This window comes from Paracidovorax konjaci (genome assembly GCF_900112675.1).
In the GTDB taxonomy this organism is placed as follows: domain Bacteria; phylum Pseudomonadota; class Gammaproteobacteria; order Burkholderiales; family Burkholderiaceae_C; genus Paracidovorax; species Paracidovorax konjaci.
On the sequence record NZ_FOMQ01000008.1, the window covers coordinates 15,045 to 32,442 of the forward strand.

20 protein-coding genes are annotated in these 17,398 nt (G+C 70.4%); 8 read left to right on the forward strand and 12 right to left on the reverse strand.

Features of this window, described 5'->3' with window-relative positions; all coding sequences use genetic code 11:
* Nucleotides 1-41: 41 nt before the first annotated feature.
* The 4 genes from BM144_RS13365 to BM144_RS13380 all read right to left on the reverse strand — a co-directional run bounded on the left by BM144_RS13365 (nucleotide 42) and on the right by BM144_RS13380 (nucleotide 2,777).
* The gene (locus BM144_RS13365) at nucleotides 42-488 is read right to left on the reverse strand and encodes an ExbD/TolR family protein (protein WP_092953046.1); all 447 of its coding nucleotides are present in this window, start codon (nucleotides 486-488) and stop codon (nucleotides 42-44) included.
* 35 nt (nucleotides 489-523) lie between these two features.
* Nucleotides 524-1,186 (reverse strand): MotA/TolQ/ExbB proton channel family protein, encoded by a 663-nt coding sequence (locus BM144_RS13370; protein ID WP_092953048.1) that lies wholly within the window; start codon nucleotides 1,184-1,186, stop codon nucleotides 524-526.
* 75 nt (nucleotides 1,187-1,261) lie between these two features.
* Nucleotides 1,262-2,122 carry a 4-hydroxy-tetrahydrodipicolinate reductase gene (gene dapB / locus BM144_RS13375; protein WP_092953050.1) on the reverse strand — a complete coding sequence of 287 codons (861 nt, stop codon included), beginning with the start codon at nucleotides 2,120-2,122 and terminating at the stop codon, nucleotides 1,262-1,264.
* Nucleotides 2,123-2,219: 97 nt separating this feature from the next.
* Nucleotides 2,220-2,777 (reverse strand): outer membrane protein assembly factor BamE, encoded by a 558-nt coding sequence (locus BM144_RS13380; protein ID WP_092953052.1) that lies wholly within the window; start codon nucleotides 2,775-2,777, stop codon nucleotides 2,220-2,222.
* Nucleotides 2,778-2,868: 91 nt separating this feature from the next.
* Here BM144_RS13380 and fur point away from each other — a divergent pair, with 91 nt between their 5' ends.
* Complete coding sequence (fur, locus tag BM144_RS13385; RefSeq protein WP_092953054.1) at nucleotides 2,869-3,309, forward strand: ferric iron uptake transcriptional regulator; 441 nt, start codon at nucleotides 2,869-2,871, stop codon at nucleotides 3,307-3,309.
* 56 nt (nucleotides 3,310-3,365) lie between these two features.
* On the opposite strand, the gene hprK is transcribed toward fur, so the two are convergent.
* From hprK to hpf, 3 genes are all read right to left on the reverse strand, one after another.
* Nucleotides 3,366-4,322 carry an HPr(Ser) kinase/phosphatase gene (gene hprK, locus BM144_RS13390; RefSeq protein WP_092953056.1) on the reverse strand — a complete coding sequence of 319 codons (957 nt, stop codon included), beginning with the start codon at nucleotides 4,320-4,322 and terminating at the stop codon, nucleotides 3,366-3,368.
* A 36-nt stretch (nucleotides 4,323-4,358) separates the two neighbouring features.
* Nucleotides 4,359-4,829 carry a PTS sugar transporter subunit IIA gene (locus tag BM144_RS13395; RefSeq protein ID WP_092953058.1) on the reverse strand — a complete coding sequence of 157 codons (471 nt, stop codon included), beginning with the start codon at nucleotides 4,827-4,829 and terminating at the stop codon, nucleotides 4,359-4,361.
* 151 nt (nucleotides 4,830-4,980) lie between these two features.
* The gene (gene hpf / locus BM144_RS13400; protein WP_092953060.1) at nucleotides 4,981-5,313 is read right to left on the reverse strand and encodes a ribosome hibernation-promoting factor, HPF/YfiA family; all 333 of its coding nucleotides are present in this window, start codon (nucleotides 5,311-5,313) and stop codon (nucleotides 4,981-4,983) included.
* A gap of 291 nt (nucleotides 5,314-5,604) precedes the next feature.
* Between hpf and BM144_RS13405 the strand changes: the two genes are divergently transcribed.
* Nucleotides 5,605-6,528 carry a phosphoribosylaminoimidazolesuccinocarboxamide synthase gene (locus BM144_RS13405; protein WP_092953062.1) on the forward strand — a complete coding sequence of 308 codons (924 nt, stop codon included), beginning with the start codon at nucleotides 5,605-5,607 and terminating at the stop codon, nucleotides 6,526-6,528.
* A gap of 29 nt (nucleotides 6,529-6,557) precedes the next feature.
* Here BM144_RS13405 and BM144_RS13410 read toward each other — a convergent pair whose 3' ends face one another.
* Together BM144_RS13410 and trxA are read right to left on the reverse strand one after the other, a co-directional pair.
* Entirely contained in the window at nucleotides 6,558-7,445 is an 888-nt protein-coding gene (locus tag BM144_RS13410; RefSeq protein WP_245783657.1) for an META domain-containing protein, read from the reverse strand.
* A gap of 1 nt (nucleotide 7,446) precedes the next feature.
* Entirely contained in the window at nucleotides 7,447-8,355 is a 909-nt protein-coding gene (gene trxA, locus BM144_RS13415; RefSeq protein ID WP_092953064.1) for a thioredoxin, read from the reverse strand.
* Nucleotides 8,356-8,455: 100 nt separating this feature from the next.
* Between trxA and purE the strand changes: the two genes are divergently transcribed.
* The 4 genes from purE to BM144_RS13435 all read left to right on the forward strand — a co-directional run bounded on the left by purE (nucleotide 8,456) and on the right by BM144_RS13435 (nucleotide 12,216).
* Nucleotides 8,456-8,953 (forward strand): 5-(carboxyamino)imidazole ribonucleotide mutase, encoded by a 498-nt coding sequence (gene purE / locus BM144_RS13420; protein WP_092953360.1) that lies wholly within the window; start codon nucleotides 8,456-8,458, stop codon nucleotides 8,951-8,953.
* A complete protein-coding gene (locus BM144_RS13425) occupies nucleotides 8,950-10,131 on the forward strand; it encodes a 5-(carboxyamino)imidazole ribonucleotide synthase (RefSeq protein WP_092953066.1) in 1,182 nt (393 codons plus the stop codon). The genes purE and BM144_RS13425 overlap by 4 nt, the downstream gene beginning before the upstream one ends.
* Nucleotides 10,132-10,148: 17 nt before the next feature.
* Entirely contained in the window at nucleotides 10,149-11,159 is a 1,011-nt protein-coding gene (locus BM144_RS13430; protein WP_092953068.1) for an L-threonylcarbamoyladenylate synthase, read from the forward strand.
* Nucleotides 11,160-11,265: 106 nt separating this feature from the next.
* A complete protein-coding gene (locus tag BM144_RS13435) occupies nucleotides 11,266-12,216 on the forward strand; it encodes an SGNH/GDSL hydrolase family protein (RefSeq protein ID WP_092953070.1) in 951 nt (316 codons plus the stop codon).
* A gap of 97 nt (nucleotides 12,217-12,313) precedes the next feature.
* Here BM144_RS13435 and BM144_RS13440 read toward each other — a convergent pair whose 3' ends face one another.
* From BM144_RS13440 to dacB, 3 genes are all read right to left on the reverse strand, one after another.
* Nucleotides 12,314-13,012, reverse strand: coding sequence for an OmpW/AlkL family protein (locus BM144_RS13440; protein ID WP_092953072.1), 699 nt, complete (start codon nucleotides 13,010-13,012; stop codon nucleotides 12,314-12,316).
* Between the two features lie 20 nt (nucleotides 13,013-13,032).
* The gene (locus BM144_RS13445) at nucleotides 13,033-14,184 is read right to left on the reverse strand and encodes an SGNH/GDSL hydrolase family protein (RefSeq protein WP_092953074.1); all 1,152 of its coding nucleotides are present in this window, start codon (nucleotides 14,182-14,184) and stop codon (nucleotides 13,033-13,035) included.
* Nucleotides 14,185-14,420: 236 nt separating this feature from the next.
* Nucleotides 14,421-15,950, reverse strand: a complete 1,530-nt coding sequence (gene dacB, locus BM144_RS13450; RefSeq protein WP_092953076.1) for a D-alanyl-D-alanine carboxypeptidase/D-alanyl-D-alanine endopeptidase — start codon at nucleotides 15,948-15,950, stop codon at nucleotides 14,421-14,423.
* A gap of 152 nt (nucleotides 15,951-16,102) precedes the next feature.
* On the opposite strand from dacB, the gene tsaB reads away from it, so the two are divergent.
* Together tsaB and rimI are read left to right on the forward strand one after the other, a co-directional pair.
* Nucleotides 16,103-16,891: a tRNA (adenosine(37)-N6)-threonylcarbamoyltransferase complex dimerization subunit type 1 TsaB gene (gene tsaB, locus BM144_RS13455; RefSeq protein ID WP_092953078.1), complete on the forward strand. Its 789-nt coding sequence runs from the start codon at nucleotides 16,103-16,105 to the stop codon at nucleotides 16,889-16,891.
* On the forward strand, nucleotides 16,888-17,361 hold the full coding sequence (gene rimI, locus BM144_RS13460) for a ribosomal protein S18-alanine N-acetyltransferase (RefSeq protein ID WP_092953096.1): 474 nt from the start codon (nucleotides 16,888-16,890) through the stop codon (nucleotides 17,359-17,361). Before tsaB ends, rimI begins: the two co-directional genes overlap by 4 nt.
* The last annotated feature ends 37 nt before the right edge of the window (nucleotides 17,362-17,398 follow it).

Below are 17,398 nucleotides of genomic sequence, written 5' to 3' on the forward strand. Positions count from 1 at the left end.
GGCGGGGATTTTAGGCGCGATGCGCTGCCAGCCCCGCGGCTTTACCGGCTGCCCGGGGCAGGCAGTGCCGGCGCCGGCCCGGGATCGGCCACGAAACCGATGCGGTGCAGGCCGGCGGCATGCGCCGCGCCCATCACCTCCACCACGCGGCCATAGGGCACGGCCGCGTCGGCGCGCAGCTGTACCTCGGTGTCCGGCCGCTCGGCCGCGATGCGGCGCAGGCGCCCGGCGAGCGTGCCGCCGTCCATCGGCTCGTCGGCCAGGTACACCTGCCCCTGCGCATCGATCGCCACGGTCACCGCGCCGGCCGGCGCGCCCGCGGAAGTGCCGTCGGCGCGCGGCAGGTCGAGCCGGATGGCGCTCGCCAGCAGCGGTGCCGTGAGGATGAAGATCACCACCAGCACCAGCATCACGTCCACCAGGGGCGTCATGTTGATGTCGCTCATCGGCTTGGGAGCCGTGGTGCGTTCGAGGCGGCCGAATGCCATGGCGTGGGTACGGGCGTGCGTGAAGGTCGCGGGGTTCAGTCGCCGGAGGGCGCATCCAGCAGGAGTTCGCGCAGGTCGCGCGCGAAGCCCTCGAGGTCGGCCTCGACACGCCCGATCCAGCGCCCGAAGAGGTTGTAGGCCAGCACGGCGGGAATCGCCACCGCCAGCCCCGCCGCAGTCATCACGAGCGCTTCGCCCACGGGGCCCGCGACCCGTTCGATCGTGACCTGCCCGCCACCGGCCAGCGCCGTGAGTGCATGGTAGATGCCCCAGACCGTTCCCAGCAGCCCCACGAAGGGCGCCGTGGACCCGACGGTGGCCAGCAGCACCTGCCCGAACTGCAGGCGGCCCAGCACGCGGTGCAGCGCGTCCCGCAGCACGCGGGTGAGCTGCTGCGCCCGGTGGCCGCTCGCGGCCAGGGTGCCGGCCTGCGCCCCGTCCGCCACGCGGGCCGCGGCATCCACGAGCGGCAGCACGAGGCCGTCGCGGTCGAACGATTCCAGGCGCTGCGCGGCCACGGTCAGCGAGGGCGCCTGCCAGAACGCCGCCGTACTGCGCTCCACGCCGGAGACCGCGCGCCGCAGCAGCCGCGCCTTCCAGAGGATGACGACCCAGCTCGCCACCGACATGGCGAGCAGCAGCACCGCCGAGATGCGGGTGACCATGTCTCCCTGGTGCCACCAGTGCCAAGCGTTCATGGATGCGCCACTGCGAAAAAAAGGGGGAGGGAAAGGTGCGCGGGCTGCGAAGCGTGCCGCAGGCCGCGCGGTGGATCAGCCGTGCAGGCCGAGCACGTCGAACATGTCGAACAGCCCCGTGCGGTGGTCCGCCAGGAAACGCACCGCGCGCAGGCTGCCCTGCGCATAGCCGGCCCGGTTCGAAGACTTGTGCGTGATCTCGATGCGCTCGCCGGTGCCGGCGAACAGCACGGTGTGGTCGCCCACGATGTCGCCGCCGCGCACCGCCGCGAACCCGATGGTGGACGGATCGCGCTCGCCCGTTACGCCCTCTCGGCCGTACACGGCGCAGTCCTTCAGGTCTCGGCCCAGGGCCCCGGCGATGACCTCGCCCATCTTGAGCGCGGTGCCCGAAGGCGCATCGACCTTGTGGCGGTGGTGGGCTTCGATGATCTCGATGTCGTAGCCGGTGGAAAGCGCCTTCGCGGCCATCTCCAGCAGCTTCAGCGTGACGTTCACGCCCACGCTCATGTTGGGCGCCATGACGATGGCCGTGCGCTGCGCGTATGCGGCGATCTCGGCCTTCTGGGCCTCCGTGAAGCCCGTCGTGCCGATCACGGCCTTCACGCCGCGTTCCGCGCAGACGGCCAGGTGGGCCAGCGTGCCTTCGGGCCGCGTGAAATCGATCAGCACGTCGGCCCGGGCCAGGCCTTCGTGCAGGTCGGCGGTGATCGCGACGCCGCTGGCGTGGCCCAGGAACGCCGTGGCGTCCGAACCGATGGCCGGGCTGGCCGCGACATCGAGCGCGCCCGCGAGCACCAGATCGCCGCCGCTGTCGCGGATCGCCTCGACGAGCATGCGGCCCATGCGGCCGGACACCCCCGCCACGGCCACGCGGCACGGGGCCGCGCCAGCGGCAGAAGAGGAAGACGGGGACGGGGAGGCAGGCACGGTCATGGCGCGGTGGGGCAAAAGGGGCGGACGGGAAGCGGATCCGGCGTTGCCGGCGCAGCGGGGATCCGTGGGGACCCGCGCGCCTGCGCCTGCGGACCGGTCAGCGGTTGGTGGATTCCAGCGGCGGGTAGCTGGAGGGCGGCGGCGGCACGGCGGAATCGGCCGGCTCCGGCAGCGTCGCAGCGGCGGCCTTGGGATACTTGGCGAGCTGCTCGGGCGTGGCTTCGAGCACCGGCACCTTGGGCGGCGACTTGCGCGCCGAGCCCAGCGTGGCGACGAACTCGGCTTCGGTGGGCATCTCGTCGCCCACGGCGCGCTCGAAGGCATCGCCCTTGAAGTAGACCGTGAGCTTGCGCGACTGCGCATCGACGCCGGGACGCTTGAGCGTGAAGACGTATTCCCAGCGGTCGGCGTGGAAGAGGCTGGTCAGGAGCGGCGTGCCCAGGATCTCCTTGACCTGCTGGCGCGACATGCCGGGCTGCAGCGCCTCGACCTGCTCGCGCGAGACGAAATTGCCCTGGACGACCTCGACCTTGTAGGGTGTGACCATGCTCACGACGCGGTTGCTGGCGCCATTGAAACTGCCGCAGGCCGAGAGGCCCGCGCCGAGCAACAGGATCAGGCCCATTCGGGCGCTGCGACGGGCGTGGACGGACATGGAAATAGGCATAGACGATATGATCGAACCATTGTAGCGGCTGGTCTCCCAGGCCTTGGCGCGCGCCCTCAGGCACACGAACGACCCTGTCATGACGAACATCGACGAACTCAAGAGCACCGGGCTCAAGGCCACCCTTCCACGCCTGAAGATCCTGGAGATCTTCCAGAAGGGCGCGCAGCGCCACATGACGGCCGAAGATGTCTTCCGCGTTCTCCTCGACGAGCGCTCGGACATCGGCCTGGCCACCGTCTACCGCGTGCTCACGCAGTTCGAGCAGGCCGACATCCTGATCCGCAGCAATTTCGAGAGCGGCAAGGCGGTGTACGAGCTCAACGAAGGCCAGCACCATGACCACTTCATCTGCATGGTCTGCGGCAAGGTCGAGGAATTCTTCGATCCCGAGATCGAGAAGCGCCAGCAACTGGTGGCCAAGGCCAAGGGCTGGGTCGTGCAGGACCACTCGATGGCGCTCTACGGGCAATGCGCCACCTGCGCAAAAGCGTCCAGCACGCGCCGGCTGACCGACTGATTTCCTGAAGGGCGCCCGATAGGCGCCCCACCCGCGGCAGCCGCCGCCGCGGGGCCTCAGGAGCCGTCGCGCTGCTCCATGGCACGGCGGTGGCGCTCGACGAATTCCTGGTAGGTATCGATGCCGCGCAGGTTGAGGATGGTGTTGCGCACCGCCGCCTCCACCAGCACGGCGATGTTGCGGCCGGCCACCACCTGAATCACCACCTTGAGCACAGGTACGCCGAGCACATCCTGCGTCAATGGCTCGTAGGGCAGGCGTTCGTATTCGCGCTCCAGCGTTTCCTTGCGCACCAGATGGACGATGAGGCGCAGCCGCATCTTGCGGCGCACCGCCGTCTCGCCAAAGATGGCGCGGATGTCGAGCAGGCCGATGCCGCGCACTTCGAGCAGGTTCTGCAGCAGATCGGGGCACTTGCCCTCGATCGTGGTCTGGTTGATGCGGAAGAAATCCACCGCATCGTCGGCGACGAGCCCGTTGCCGCGCGATATGAGTTCCAGTCCCAGCTCGCTCTTACCCAGGCCCGACTCCCCGGTGATGAGCACCCCCAGCCCCAGGATGTCCATGAACACGCCGTGCATGGTGGTGCGGTCGGCGAAATGCTTGGACAAATAGGCCCGCAGCACATCGATCACGAAGGCCGACGACTCGTGCGTCGAGAACATCGGGATCTGCGCGCGCTCGCACATCGACAGCAGCGCATCGGGCGCCATCTGGTTGTCGGCGAGCACCAGCACCGGCGGCTCGAGGGTCACGATGCGTGCGATGCGCCGCTTGCAATCCTCGGGCGTGGCATTGGTGAGGTAGGCGATCTCGCGCTCGCCCAGGATCTGCACCCGGTAGGGATGGATGTAGTTCAGGTAGCCGACGAGATCGGCGCCGGAGCGCGCAGAGCGTACGGCCACCTCGTCGAAGCGGCGCTCGGAGGCGCCCAGACCCGCCACCCATTCCCACTTCAGGGGAGAACGGAATTCCTCGAAGAGGACATCGGCGCTGACGACGTTGGGCTTCACAGGGTGCGAGCCATCAGGTCGGGAGAGGCCGCCGGATCAGGCCGTGGCCTGGGCCGATTGCCAGCCGGCGATGAGGCCGTGCAGCTCGGCGGCATCGGTCGAGCCCTTGATGCGCTCTCGCAGCGGACCGTCGCTCAGCAGCTCGGCGATCTCCGAGAGGATTTCCAGGTGCTTCTGGGTTGCCGCTTCCGGCACGAGCAGGAAGATCAACAAGCCGACCGGCTGCTCGTCCGGAGCGTCGAACCCGATGGGATGTGCCAGTTGGAAGACGGCGGCCATGGGCGCCTTCAGCCCCTTGATGCGGCCGTGGGGAATCGCCACGCCATGTCCCAAGCCGGTCGAGCCCAGGCGTTCGCGGGCGAAGAGGCTGTCGGTGATGAGCGCGCGCGACAGGCCGTGCTGGCTCTCGAACAACAGCCCGGCCTCCTCGAATGCACGCTTTTTGCTGGTGGCATCGACGCTCACGAGCACTTGAGCGGCCGGCAGTATGGAAGCAAGACGGTTCATGGTGAAGGGTTGCGATTATGCACCCCCTAGCATAAACCCTGAGCCCTTGATAAAGGGCATGAAAAAGCCGCCTTTCACGGCGGCTTTGCGGGCAATGCGGGGATCGGGTGTCAGAAAACCCCGCCCACCCGGGGTGCGGCAGGGTGCCCGGTCAGGCGGGCTGGGCGCGCTTGAGCGGGCAGTGGTGGTCCTGCAGGCGGTCCTTGTGGCGCACGACCTGCCGATCGAGCTTGTCCACGAGTTCGTCCACCGCGGCGTAGAGGTCGGAATGCGAACTCTCGGCGAACAGGTCGCTGCCCTTGACGTGTACGTTGCATTCCGCGCGCTGGCGCTTGTCCTTCTCCTTCTGCTTTTCGACGGTTAGAAGCACCTTCACATCGACCACCTGGTCGAAATGCCGGCTGATCCGGTCCAGCTTGCCCGTCACATAGTTGCGCAGTGCGGGGGTGACATCGAGGTGGTGGCCGCTGATCGTCAGGTTCATAAACAAGTCTCCTTGGCACGTTGAAATAAACGCCGTCGCCTCGGGACATCGAGGTGGCGGCCCGACGGATGGGGGAGCTCATGCATGCGCTGTCAAATCCACTATGCGCCCCACTGCCTCGAATTGCAATCCCGACCGCGGGGCGCCCGGGGATACTGCTGTTACAGATGACCGGCGCGCCCGGCGGGGCCAAAATGGGCGGGCTGTACAGGAGGGGGCGCCCTAGAATCCGGCAGTCACCCGCCCTCCGCCGCGCGGGCTCCGGATTACCGCTTGCAACCCTTTCACACCATGACCCTGTCCAGCTCCCCCGCCCTGCACACCTCGTCCCTGGCTTCGCTGCCGCTTCTCGCGCGGGGCAAGGTCCGCGACAACTACGCCGTGGGCGACGACCGCATCCTCATGGTGGCCAGCGACCGGATCTCGGCGTTCGACGTCATCATGGGCGAGCCCATTCCCGGCAAGGGCGAGCTGCTCACGCAGATGGCGCTGTTCTGGTTCGACAAGCTCGGCCACCTGTGCCCCACGCACCTGACCGGCGAAGCGCCGGAGAGCGTGGTGTCCGCCGAGGAAGCCGCGCAGGTGCGCGGCCGCTCCATGCTCGTGCAGCGCCTGCGCCCGATCCCGGTGGAGGCCGTGGTGCGCGGCTACTTGGCCGGCAGCGGCTGGAAGGAATACCAGGCCACCCGCTCGGTCTGCGGCGTGCAGTTGCCCGAAGGGCTCACGAATGCGTCGCGCCTGCCGCAGCCCATCTACACGCCGGCCGCCAAGGCCGCGATGGGCGAGCACGACGAGAACATCACGTTCGAGCGCACCGTGGAGATGGTGGGCATCGAGCTGGCCACGAAGATCCGCGACACCAGCATCGCGCTCTACGAAGCGGCAGCGGCCATCGCGCTGAAGAAGGGCATGATCATCGCCGACACCAAGTTCGAGTTCGGCCTGGCGCCCGACGACACGCTGGTGCTGATGGACGAGGTGCTCACGCCCGACAGTTCGCGCTACTGGCCCGTCGAAGGCTACGAGGCCGCCCTGGCCGCCGGCGAGAACCCGCCCAGCTACGACAAGCAGTTCGTGCGCGACTGGCTGGAGCAGGCCCAGGTGAATGGCGCGCCGTGGAACAAGAGCGCGCCGGCGCCGCGCCTGCCGCGCGAGGTGGTCGAGAAGACGGCCGCCAAGTACCGCGAAGCCCTGGAACGCCTGACCGCCGCCTGAAGCCTGCGCCTGCCGGCCGTGCCGCCCGCTCAACGCGCGGCGGAATGCGGCTCGGGCGCCTCGAAGCGCAGCAGGGCCCGGTCTTCGTTGGCGCCGCGGCCCAGGAGCGTCAGTTCGCGCCCTTCGATGCGGTAGCGCTGGGCCGCGCGCAGCGCTTCCAGGAAGAGTCCTTCGGCCAGCCCCGTGTCCAGGCAGAGCTGCAGCCCCGATTCGACCGCGCCGATCCGCAGGCCCTCCCCCGCCACTTCATAGGCCCCCACGAACCGGTTGCACCCCCCGGAGCCCGCCACACGCCCCTCCTCCGGCAGCAGCACCAGATGCGCATCCGTCCGGCCGGCCGGCGTGGGCGGCATGGCCAATCCATCGATCTCGACGAGCTTCCAGTAGGTCTGCGCGAGCGGCACGGCCGCCTGCGCGGTGGCGGCGTTGCGCGGCAGCGGCTGCAGGGACACGTCGACCCGCCGGTAGGCCGGATCGCGCTGCAGCGGGTGCACGCCGTCGCTGGACATCCAGGCGACGCCGTTCAAGGACACCTGCGCCCGCACCACGTAGCGCCGGTCGGGCCGCACCTGCGCGGCACGGTAGGGAATGCGCAGGTCGACCGGCAGGCGCTCGAACGGATCGACGATCTGGCGGCCCACGACGGTGGGCGGGGCTTCGGCGTCGGACACGTCGAGCAGGACCGCTTCGAACGTTCCGCCCGGGGGCAGTTGGAAGCGCAACCGGGAGAAAGCGGTGCCGGTGACCACCGCATCGGGCGGCGGCGGCAACCCCGCACAGCCCGCCAGGCACAGGGCCAGCACACCTGCCAGCCACGGGAGGCCGCGGCGAAGGCCCCCTGCCCGCCCGGTGTGGGCACCCGTGCCGCCGCCCGAAGCCGGCGCGGGGGCCTGCGCCATGCGCATCGCCAGGGTCACATCAGCTCAGCACCACGCTGGAGAGGCGCCGCCGGTAGGTGGCCACGACGGGGTCTTCGGGCGGGATCTGGCCTTCGGCGACCTTGATCCGGGGCGGCTCGATGACTTCGAGCACGGCCACATAGGTCTTGCGGGCGGCTTCGTCGTTCCAGGCCTTGTCGCGCATGAGGATTTCGAGCAGCTCGTCCATGGCGTCCGTCCAGCGCTGGTGGGCGATGAGCCAGCGGGCGCGCCCGAAGCGCGCATCGAAATCGCGCTTGTTGGCCGCGATCCTGGCATCGAAACCCTCCGATGCCGCCGGATCTATTGAATCTTTTGCTACGAAATCAATAGCATCCATCCAGACCTTGAGTGCGCCCAGCTTGCGCGACGTGGCGGCCTTGGCGATGACCGGAGCGAACGCGACCTTGGCATCGTCCACACGGCCGAGCTGGAGCAGGAGCTTCACGTAGTCGAAGCGCGCATCGTCGTTGGCCGGGTCGGTGGCCACCGCGTGCTGCAGCTTCTCGAGGGCCGTGTCGGTGTCGCCGTCCTCGAGCGCCTCCTGAGCGGCCTCTTCCTCGGCCTCGGCCAGCGCTTCCTCGGGGCTCGGCACGTGCTTGTCGAGGAAGGCCCGGACCTGCCCCTCGGGCTGCGCGCCCATGAAGCCGTCCACCGGCTGGCCGTTCATCAGGAGCACACAGGTGGGAATGCTGCGGATGCCGAACATCGCGGCGATCTGCTGCTCCTGGTCGGAATCGATCTTCACGAGCTTGAAGCGGCCCGCGTACTCGGTCTCCAGCTTTTCCAGGATGGGACCGAGCGATTTGCACGGGCCGCACCACGGGGCCCAGAAGTCCACCAGCACGGGGACTTCCATGGAGGCGGCGATGACTTCGGCTTCGAAATTCTCTACGGTGACGTCGATCATTGGTGTCCAGGGGGGCGAAGGCGCACCGGGCGGCGCGCCAAAAGTAAAATCGCGGGTTCCACTTCGGCGGGCGTGCATGGCGCGCGCGCCCCAACTCCACATGAAACCCATCCAGATCGGTGTGGTCATGGGCTCCAGCAGCGACTGGGAGACCATGCAGCACGCAGTGCAGATTCTCCAGCAATTCGACATCGCCCACGAAGCGCGCGTGGTCTCGGCCCACCGCATGCCCGACGACATGTTCGCGTATGCCGAATCCGCCGCACAGCGTGGCCTGAAGGCGATCATCGCCGGGGCCGGGGGCGCGGCCCACCTGCCGGGCATGCTCGCGGCCAAGACCCCCGTGCCGGTGCTCGGCGTGCCGGTGGCCAGCCGCCATCTGCAGGGCGTCGATTCGCTGCACAGCATCGTGCAGATGCCCAAGGGCATCCCTGTCGCCACCTTCGCGATCGGCACGGCCGGCGCGGCCAACGCAGCGCTCTTCGCCGTCGCCCTGCTGGCCAACGAAGACCCGGCCCTGCGCGGGCGCCTGGAGGCCTTCCGCCGCGAGCAGACCGAAGCGGCACGCGCGATGGCGCTTCCGCCGGTGGCCGCATGAGCGCGCCCGACGACACGCAGCAGCGCCCGCTGCTGCCCGGGGCCACGCTGGGCGTGCTGGGCGGCGGCCAGCTGGGCCGCATGTTCGCGCATGCCGCGCAGGCCATGGGCTATTTCACGGCGGTGCTCGACCCGGATGCCGACAGCCCCGCAGGCCGCATCAGCCACCACCATGTGCAGACGGCCTACGAAGACCCGGACGGGCTCGCCCGGCTGGCCGCGCTGTCGGACGCCGTCACCACCGAATTCGAGAACGTGCCCGCGCAGGCGCTGCGCATGCTGGGTGCCGAGCGCCCTGTGGCGCCGGCCGCCGACGCCGTGGCCATCGCGCAGGACCGGGCACAGGAAAAAGCCCATTTCGTGCGCTGCGGCGTGCCCTGTGCGCCCTATGCCGTGATCGAGGCGGCAGACCAGCTCGAAGCCGCCTCCGCCGGGCTGCTGCCCGGCATCCTGAAGACCGCGCGGCTCGGCTACGACGGCAAGGGCCAGGCCCGTGTGGCCACGCCCGCCGAACTCGCCGCCGCCTGGAGCGGCATGGGCGGCGTGGCGTGCGTGCTCGAAAAGCGCCTGCCGCTGGCTTTCGAATGCTCGGTGATCGTGGCCCGCGGCCGGGACGGCGCCTGCGTGCACCTGCCGGTGCAGCGCAACCTGCACCGCGACGGCATCCTGGCCGTGACCGAGGTGCATGAAGGAAATGTGCCCGATGCCGTCGCGAAACAAGCGGTTTCTGCTGCGAAATCGATAGCAGACGGCCTGGCTTACGTCGGCGTGCTGTGCGTGGAGTTCTTCGTGCTGGACGACGGCGCGCTGGTGGTCAACGAGATCGCGCCCCGCCCCCACAACAGCGGGCACTACAGCCAGAACGCCTGCGACGTGTCGCAGTTCGAGCTGCAGGTGCGCGCCATGGCGGGGCTGCCGCTCGTGCAGCCGCACCAGCACAGCGCGGCCGTGATGCTGAATCTGCTGGGCGACCTCTGGTTCACGCAGGGCGCGGCGGCCCGCACGCCCGCCTGGGAAGCGGTGCTGGCCCTGCCCGGCATCCACCTGCACCTGTACGGCAAGGCGGACGCCAAGCCGGGCCGCAAGATGGGCCACCTCAACATCACCGCGCCCACCGCCGACGCCGCGCGCGCGACGGCGCTGCAGGCCGCGGCGCTGCTGGGCATCGCGCCGTTCTGACCGAAGAAGCCATTGCCATGATCCTCGACGGCCAGCTTTCCACCTCCGTCGCCGCGGCGGCCCGGGCGCTGCGGGCGGGCGAACTGCTCGGACTGCCCACGGAGACCGTCTACGGTCTCGCCGCGGATGCCGCGAGCGATGCCGCGGTGGCGCGGATCTTCGAGGCCAAGGGGCGCCCGAGCGACCACCCGCTGATCGTGCACGTGGCCGGCCCCGAGGGCATCGCGCACTTCGCGCAGTCGGTTCCGCCGTTCGCCGAAGCGCTGGTGCGCGCGTTCTGGCCCGGGCCGCTCACCCTCATCCTGCCGCGCCGCCCGGGCGTGGCCGCCGCGGCGGCGGGCGGGCAGGACAGCGTGGGCCTGCGCTGCCCCTCGCACCCGGTGGCACGCGCCGTGCTGCAGGCCTGCGCCGCGGACGATCCCGCCCTGGAGGGCGCCCCCGTGTGGGGCGTGGCCGCGCCCAGCGCCAACCGCTTCGGCCGCGTGAGCCCGACCACCGCCGGACATGTGCGCAGCGAATTCGGAGACGCCCTGCTGGTGCTCGATGGCGGCGCGTGCGATGTGGGCATCGAGTCCACCATCGTCGATTGCACGCGCGGCGTGCCGGTGCTGCTGCGCCCCGGGGCGATCACGCGCGCGCAGATCGAGTCGGCCTGCGGCCTGGCGCCGCTCTCGAAGGAAGACCTGCCCTCGCACACGCCCCGCGCCTCGGGCACGCTGGAGGCGCACTACGCGCCCCATGCCAAGGTGCGCCTGATGGAGGCCAAGGCGCTGCAGACCGGGCTGGAGCTGCTGGGCGCCGACGCGGCGCACTTGGCCGTGTATGCGCGCACTCCGCTGCGCTCGCCCTCGCCGCGCGTGCTGGTGCGCCGCATGCCCGCGCACGCCGCGGCGGCCGCGCAGGAACTTTTCGCCGCCCTGCGGGACTTCGATGACGCGGGTGTGAAGCTCATCTGGATCGAGACCCCGCCCGCAACCCCCGATTGGGAGGGCGTGCGTGACCGGCTGCAAAGGGCAGCGGCCGCGTAGCCCGAGGGCACACGCGCCGCCAAAGCCCGCCGGTGACACGCCCGGTTGCAAAGCCTTACGGCGCCAGTCGTTACACTCTTGCTCAATTTTTCTGGAGAACCAACCCATGGCAGCAAATTGGATGCGCCGCTCTTTCCTGGTCGCCGCCTGCGCGTCGGCTGCCCTCGTGGCGGCCTGCGGCTCCAGCACCACGGAATCGGCGCTGACGCCGGACCGCATCGTCACTTTCGGTGACGCCTTCACCGACGTCGGCCAGAACGGCGCCCGCTACACCGTCAACGACGGCTCCATCAACAACTGGACGCTGCAGATCGCCAACAACTACGGCCGCACGCTCACGCCTTCCTCCGCAGGCGGCACGGCCTACGCGCGCGGCAATGCGCGCGTGACGGCTTCGACCGACGCCGCCGGCGGCTCGGCGCCGTCCACCACCCAGCAGATCACCACCTTCCTCGCGTCCAACACGCTGGGTGACAACAACGTGGTCCTGATGAACGGCGGCATCAGCGACATCATCGCGGGCATGGCGGCCGTCACCGCCGGCACGATGACGAGCGACCAGTTCCTCACGGCCTCCGCCACCGCGGGGCGCGAACTCGCCGCGCAGGTGCGCCGCCTGTCCGACGCGGGCGCCAGGCACGTGGTGGTGATCGGCACGTACGACCTGGGCAAGAGCCCCTGGGCCGTGTCGATCAACCAGCAGAGCCTGTTGAGCACCGCCAGCACCCGCTTCAACCAGGCGCTGCTCGTGGCCATCGAAGACCTCGGCAAGACCGTGCTGTACGTGGACCTCGAGTACTACGGCAATCTCTTCATCAACTCGCCGGGCGGCTACAGCTTCGAGAACAAGGACGTCCCGGTCTGCACCTCGGTGGCCTCGGACAACGCCATCGGCATCGGCACCGGCCAGGTCAGCTCGCTGCAGTGCAACACGGGCACGCTGGTGAGCGGCGCCTCGCAGGACCGCTACGTGTTCGCCGACCGCGTGTACTTCACGCCGTCCGCCCACCGCCAGTTCGGCACCTACGCCTACGACCGCCTGCGCGCCCGCTGGTGATGCGCCTGCCGGCCGTCGGCCGGCACGCAGAGCCCCCAAACCCCAAAGAAAAAGCCGACCCTTGGGTCGGCTTTTTGCATGGTGCGCGGCGCGCCGGTCAGAAGCGGTAGCCGATGCCCACCGAGAACACGTTGGGATTGAGCCGGATGTTGATGGACTGCCCGCTCGACAGGTGCGTCGTGGTCTTCAGGAAGCTCTTGTAGTAGGCCGCATCGACGAACCAGCGCTCGTTGAAATTCCACACGAAGCCGACCTGCGGCGTGATGCCCCATTTGTCGTCAATGGAGGCCGTCGTGGGGTTCGCAGGCGTGCCGCCCGTGAGCCCGTTCAGCGCGGCGGTGGTGCGCTCCTTGAAGAACTTGGCGTAGGTCACGCCCAGTCCCACGTAGGGACGGAACGCGGAATTCGCCTCGCCGAAGCGGTACTGCGCGAACACCGTGGCCGGGATCACCTTGGTTTCGCCGACCTTGCCCACGCCCGCGATCGCGCCGGTGCCCTGGAACTCGTGCTTGAACGGCAGTCCCAGCGGCACGTCGATGGCCCAGTTGTCGGTGACCATGTAGTTGATGCCGCCCGTCAGCGCCGTGTCCGAGCCCACGTCCACCGTGGTCCCCGGAAAGCTCGGGGCCGAGAGGTTGCCGCTCTTGACCTGGGGTGCGATGTGGGTGAAACCGGCACGCACGCTCCAGGTGCCGGCGACCTGCGCGGATGCGCTGCCGCAGGCCAGCAGGGCCAGTGCGCCGGCTGCGAGCGCAGCGGCGGTGCGGGGGGAAGGAGAAGAGAAGATTTGGGCCATGGGAATCACTCCGTTCCGCTTCAGAGCCAGCCCGCCGATGCGAGCGAACGTGCCACCAGCTGGGCCATCAGTTGGTGGCCGTAGGGCGTGGGATGGAAGCTGTCGGCGAAGCCATAGCTCTTCCACCAGTCGGCGCCGCCGGTGGCTCCCGCGGGCGGAGTGGTGGCCGAGAGCGCGGCGGACGTGCAGGTCGGGAAGGTGTAGGTCGGCAGGCCATCGCTGCCGGTGCCCGTGACCGGGCAGGCCGGCGTGGTGGTGTTGGTCAGCTGGTACTGCGACGGGTTGGTCGCCTGGTCCTTGAACGAGGCGTAGAAGTCCACCACGGTGAGGCGGCTGTCCGAACCCAGGGCCGTGACCAGCCGCGCGTTGAATGCCTGCACCCAGCCGTCGAACACCGCTTCGGCCTGCGCGGCCGCGGCCGCGCCGTTGGCGGCGGAAATGCGGGCCAGCACCGAGCGGAAACGCGGCGTGAGCGTGATGCCGGGGGCGTTGAGCACGGCCACCCGCTTGGCGCCCTTGTCCAGGACGTTGGTGCGGATCGTGCCGGCGAATTGCGTGGCCAGCGCCTGCATGTACAGCCCGCCCACTTGCGCGAGGCCGGTGGCGCCGCCCGCGAACGCATTGGTCACGGTGGTGGCGTCGAGCACCGTCAGCAGCAGCGCGCGGTACGAGGCGCCGCTGTCGGTGGAGACGCGCAGGTAGGCACCGATGAGGTCGGCCGCATCGTTGCCGCCGCCGTCGATCAGGACGAGATCGCCGTCCGCGAAGCCCGCCGTGCCCGCATCCCGGATCTGCTGGGTGATCGATGCGGGCGACGTGGGCGCGGAGAAATTGTTGATGCGCCCGCCGCCCACTGCGTAGTTGGTGCAGTTGGCGCGTGCCGCGAAGGTGGTGCCGTTGGACTGGTAGTGCGCGCACAGGGTCTGGTCATAGTTCGCGGCGACGCGCTCGGGCCAGATCGCCGTGGAACCCGAGCCCGTGGGCGCCGAACCCTGCACGGTGAACTTGAAGCCGAAGGTGCCGCTGTCGGCCAGGCTGTCGCCCATGACCTTCACGGAGGTCACGCGCGCCGCGGGCGTGGTGTCGGACCCGCCGCCGCCGCAGGCCGCGAGAAGACAGGCCGCGGCCAGTACGGACCAGGACGCTCTGTTGTGGATGGTTTTAGAGATCACGTTTGCTCCGTCAGGTTACAAAAAAGCACGACCGTGCGTTTTACGGGGACCCATCGTAATCCCGCAGGCCGCCCGGCACGACAGGGGAACTACCGATATCCGTGCCGCCGCCGTGCAGGGCGCCAGCGCTGCGCGGGACCGGCCATGTTGCACCCTCCCGGGCCGGCGCGCCCTGCACCTGCCGCCCCGCAGCGAAACGCCCGTTGATCGCTGGCATGAACGAAGAACGAAGGCGGTCAGCGTTCTCCCGCGGCCCAGTCCACCAGGGCTTCCATGGCCGCCCGGGCGGCCAGCGCGTTCGGGTGGTTGGCCAGGGCCACGACCACGTAGCGCCGCCCGCCCGCCGCGTGCACCACGCCGGCCAGCGCCGAGACGTCGCGCAGCGTGCCGGTCTTGAGGTGCGCCGCACGCGCGGCGCGTCCGACCTGGCTGCGCCGCAGCGTGCCGTCGGCGCCGGCGATGGGCAGCGACGAAAGCAGTTCGGGCATGACGGGCGAGGCCCATGCCACCTGCAGCATGCGCGCGAGCGATGCGGCGCTCACGCGCGCCTCGCGGCTGAGCCCGGCGCCGTTGTCCAGCACGGGCGGCTCGGCGGCCGGCATGCGCTGGCGCCACCACTGCGCCACGGCGTTGCGCGCGCCATCGAAGGTGGCCGTGCCGTTCTTCTGCAGCGCGATGGTGAGGAAGACCTGCTGCGTCATGACGTTGTTGCTGTATTTGTTGATGCTGCGCACCGCCTCGGCGAGCGAGGGCGATGCCACGGTGAAGGCCGGCGCCAGGCCCTGCGGCACCCGCCCTTCGCGCACGCTGCCCGTGAGCTTGCCGCCCAGGTCGCGCCACAGGCCCTCGATGGCGCGGGCCGCGAAACCGTTCGGATCCGGAGGCGCCACGGGCCAGACGCGCTCGCCACAGGCGGCCGGAAACACGCCCTGGAACGCCACGCGCGCCGGGTCGGTCCAGTCGGGCTTGAGCGCCGTGCGCCAGTCGCCGCATTCGGCGCCCGGGGCGGCCAGCGGCACGGTGGCCGGCCAGGGCGCACCCGCCAGGGGCGGCTCGACCTGCACGCGCGCCACGCCCGCGGCCGTGTCGGGCACGAAGGTCAGCGCCACCGACTTGAAATTGACGAGCAGCGCGTCCGGCGCCGCGTTGTAGGGCCGCAGGGGCTCCCCGTCGAACACGGCGGCATCGTGCGCCGGCAGGTCGAAGGCGCTGCGGTCCAGCACGATGTCGCCGACGATGACCTGCACGCCCTGGGCCTGCAGGCGCCGCAGCATCAGCCACAGGCGCTCCACCACCAGCTGCGGGTCGCCCACGCCCTTGATGTACACGTTGCCGCGCAGGCTGCCGCCCTGCGGCCGCGCATCGAGGTAGACCGGCGTGTCCCAGGTGAACGCAGGGCCCAGCAATTCGAGCGCCGCGTAGGTGGTGACGAGCTTCATCACCGAAGCGGGGTTCATGGGCTCCTGGGCGCGCCAGGCCAGGCGCGGCGCCTGGCGCCCTTCGGCATCGACCACCACGAAGGAGACGGCATCGAGCGGCACCTTGGCGCGCAGCAGGGCGGCCTCCACCGCCGAAGGCAGCGGGGTGGCCGCGGCCGCGGGCCGCACGGCGGCCGGCGCGGCACCCTTCTGCGCCAGGGCGGCGGGGCCGGGCAGCGCCAGCAGCGCCGCGCAGGCCCAGAGGGAGAGGGCACCCGGGCCCACCCCGAACCGGGCGGGCCCCGGAGCCCCGGACGAACGGAAACAACAGCGCAGGAAAGAAAGCATGGCCGGGAGTCTAGGCCGAGTCGCCCACGGGTCCATCCCCTGCCGCGCACCCGCTCCGGGGCCGGTCCGCCGATAATCCCCCGCTGCCCCGCGCGCGCCTGCCGCCTTCTCCACCCGCGCCTCTTTCGCGGGGCACTGCCTTTTCCGCCACCATGCACCTGCTCGCCTTCGACACCAGCACCGACACCCTCTCCATCGCCGTGCAGCGGCAGGACGGGGACGGCACTGCGCGCCTCTGGCAGCGCAGCGCGCCTGGCGGTGCCCAGGCCTCGGCCGGGCTGCTGCCCGCGATCCGGGCCCTGCTGGACGAGGCCGGGCTGTCGTTCGACACGCTGGAGGCGATCGTCTTCGGCCGTGGGCCCGGCTCCTTCACGGGCCTACGAACGGCCTGCTCGGTGGCGCAGGGCCTGGCTTTCGGCGCACGCGCCGGCGCCGGCGTGCCCGTGCTGCCCGTGGACACCCTGCTCGCCCTGGCCGAAGAGGCCCGCGCCGCGCACGGCTGCACGCGCGTGGTGGCCGTGCTCGACGCCCGCATGGACGAGGTCTACACCGCCCGCTACGACTGGCACCCGGACCGGGGCTGGCACGGCGCCGACGGCGGCGGGTTCGGCCTCTGCGCCCCCGAGGCCGTGGAGGCGCCGCCAGGCTATGCGGTGGCCGGCAATGCACGCGCGGCCTATGGCGAGCGTCTTGCACCCGGTGCCCCGGAGTCCGCGCACCTGGCCGCACTGCCGACCGCCGCCGCGCTGCTGCGCCTGGCACCCGCCGTGCTGGCCGCCGGCGGCGCCGTGCCGGCCGCGGAGGCGCTGCCGCGCTACGTGCGCGACAAGGTGGCCCAGACCACGGCCGAGCGCGCGGCCGCGCGGGAGGCTGCCGCTGCAGCCGCATCCGCCGCCCCCCCTTCCACCGCGGCCCCGGCTTCCGTATCCTCGCGGCCATGAGCGCCGTCATCCACACCCCCGACCAGGTCCGCTTCGAGCCGCTCACGCTCGCGCGCCTGGACGCGCTGCTGGAGGTGGAACAGCTCGCCTACTCCCACCCGTGGACGCGGGGCAATTTCACGGATGCGATGGCCGCGGGCTACGAGGTGCAACTGCTCATGGCGGGCGATGACGAACTGATCGGCTACTTCGTGGCCATGCGCGGCGTGGACGAGGTGCATCTGCTCAACTTCACCGTGGCGCCGCCCCACCAGCGCCAGGGCTGGGCCCGCATCCTGCTCGATGCGCTCGCGCTGTGGGCGCGCAGCCAGCGGGCCCAATGGCTATGGCTGGAGGTGCGCAGGAGCAACCAGCGCGCGCGCGACGTGTACCTGGCGCGCGGCTTCCGCACCGTGGGCGAGCGCAAGCGCTACTACCCGGCGGACGGCGGCGACCGGGAAGACGCCATCGTGATGAGCCTTGCCCTGTGAGCCCCCGCCCGCCCGCCCCCACCGGGGCCCGCACCGC

What these genes read in the sequence shown, in the direction of transcription:
- BM144_RS13430 (WP_092953068.1), top strand. Translation starts at nt 10,149, where the DNA reads ATGATCCTCGACGGCCAGCTTTCCACCTCCGTCGCCGCGGCGGCCCGG.
- BM144_RS13435 (WP_092953070.1), top strand. Translation starts at nt 11,266, where the DNA reads ATGGCAGCAAATTGGATGCGCCGCTCTTTCCTGGTCGCCGCCTGCGCG.
- BM144_RS13405 (WP_092953062.1), top strand. Translation starts at nt 5,605, where the DNA reads ATGACCCTGTCCAGCTCCCCCGCCCTGCACACCTCGTCCCTGGCTTCG.
- BM144_RS13425 (WP_092953066.1), top strand. Translation starts at nt 8,950, where the DNA reads ATGAGCGCGCCCGACGACACGCAGCAGCGCCCGCTGCTGCCCGGGGCC.
- hpf (WP_092953060.1), bottom strand. Translation starts at nt 5,313, where the DNA reads ATGAACCTGACGATCAGCGGCCACCACCTCGATGTCACCCCCGCACTG.
- BM144_RS13395 (WP_092953058.1), bottom strand. Translation starts at nt 4,829, where the DNA reads ATGAACCGTCTTGCTTCCATACTGCCGGCCGCTCAAGTGCTCGTGAGC.
- purE (WP_092953360.1), top strand. Translation starts at nt 8,456, where the DNA reads ATGAAACCCATCCAGATCGGTGTGGTCATGGGCTCCAGCAGCGACTGG.
- dacB (WP_092953076.1), bottom strand. Translation starts at nt 15,950, where the DNA reads ATGCTTTCTTTCCTGCGCTGTTGTTTCCGTTCGTCCGGGGCTCCGGGG.
- BM144_RS13380 (WP_092953052.1), bottom strand. Translation starts at nt 2,777, where the DNA reads ATGTCCGTCCACGCCCGTCGCAGCGCCCGAATGGGCCTGATCCTGTTG.
- dapB (WP_092953050.1), bottom strand. Translation starts at nt 2,122, where the DNA reads ATGACCGTGCCTGCCTCCCCGTCCCCGTCTTCCTCTTCTGCCGCTGGC.
- BM144_RS13370 (WP_092953048.1), bottom strand. Translation starts at nt 1,186, where the DNA reads ATGAACGCTTGGCACTGGTGGCACCAGGGAGACATGGTCACCCGCATC.
- fur (WP_092953054.1), top strand. Translation starts at nt 2,869, where the DNA reads ATGACGAACATCGACGAACTCAAGAGCACCGGGCTCAAGGCCACCCTT.
- tsaB (WP_092953078.1), top strand. Translation starts at nt 16,103, where the DNA reads ATGCACCTGCTCGCCTTCGACACCAGCACCGACACCCTCTCCATCGCC.
- BM144_RS13440 (WP_092953072.1), bottom strand. Translation starts at nt 13,012, where the DNA reads ATGGCCCAAATCTTCTCTTCTCCTTCCCCCCGCACCGCCGCTGCGCTC.
- rimI (WP_092953096.1), top strand. Translation starts at nt 16,888, where the DNA reads ATGAGCGCCGTCATCCACACCCCCGACCAGGTCCGCTTCGAGCCGCTC.
- BM144_RS13365 (WP_092953046.1), bottom strand. Translation starts at nt 488, where the DNA reads ATGGCATTCGGCCGCCTCGAACGCACCACGGCTCCCAAGCCGATGAGC.
- trxA (WP_092953064.1), bottom strand. Translation starts at nt 8,355, where the DNA reads ATGATCGACGTCACCGTAGAGAATTTCGAAGCCGAAGTCATCGCCGCC.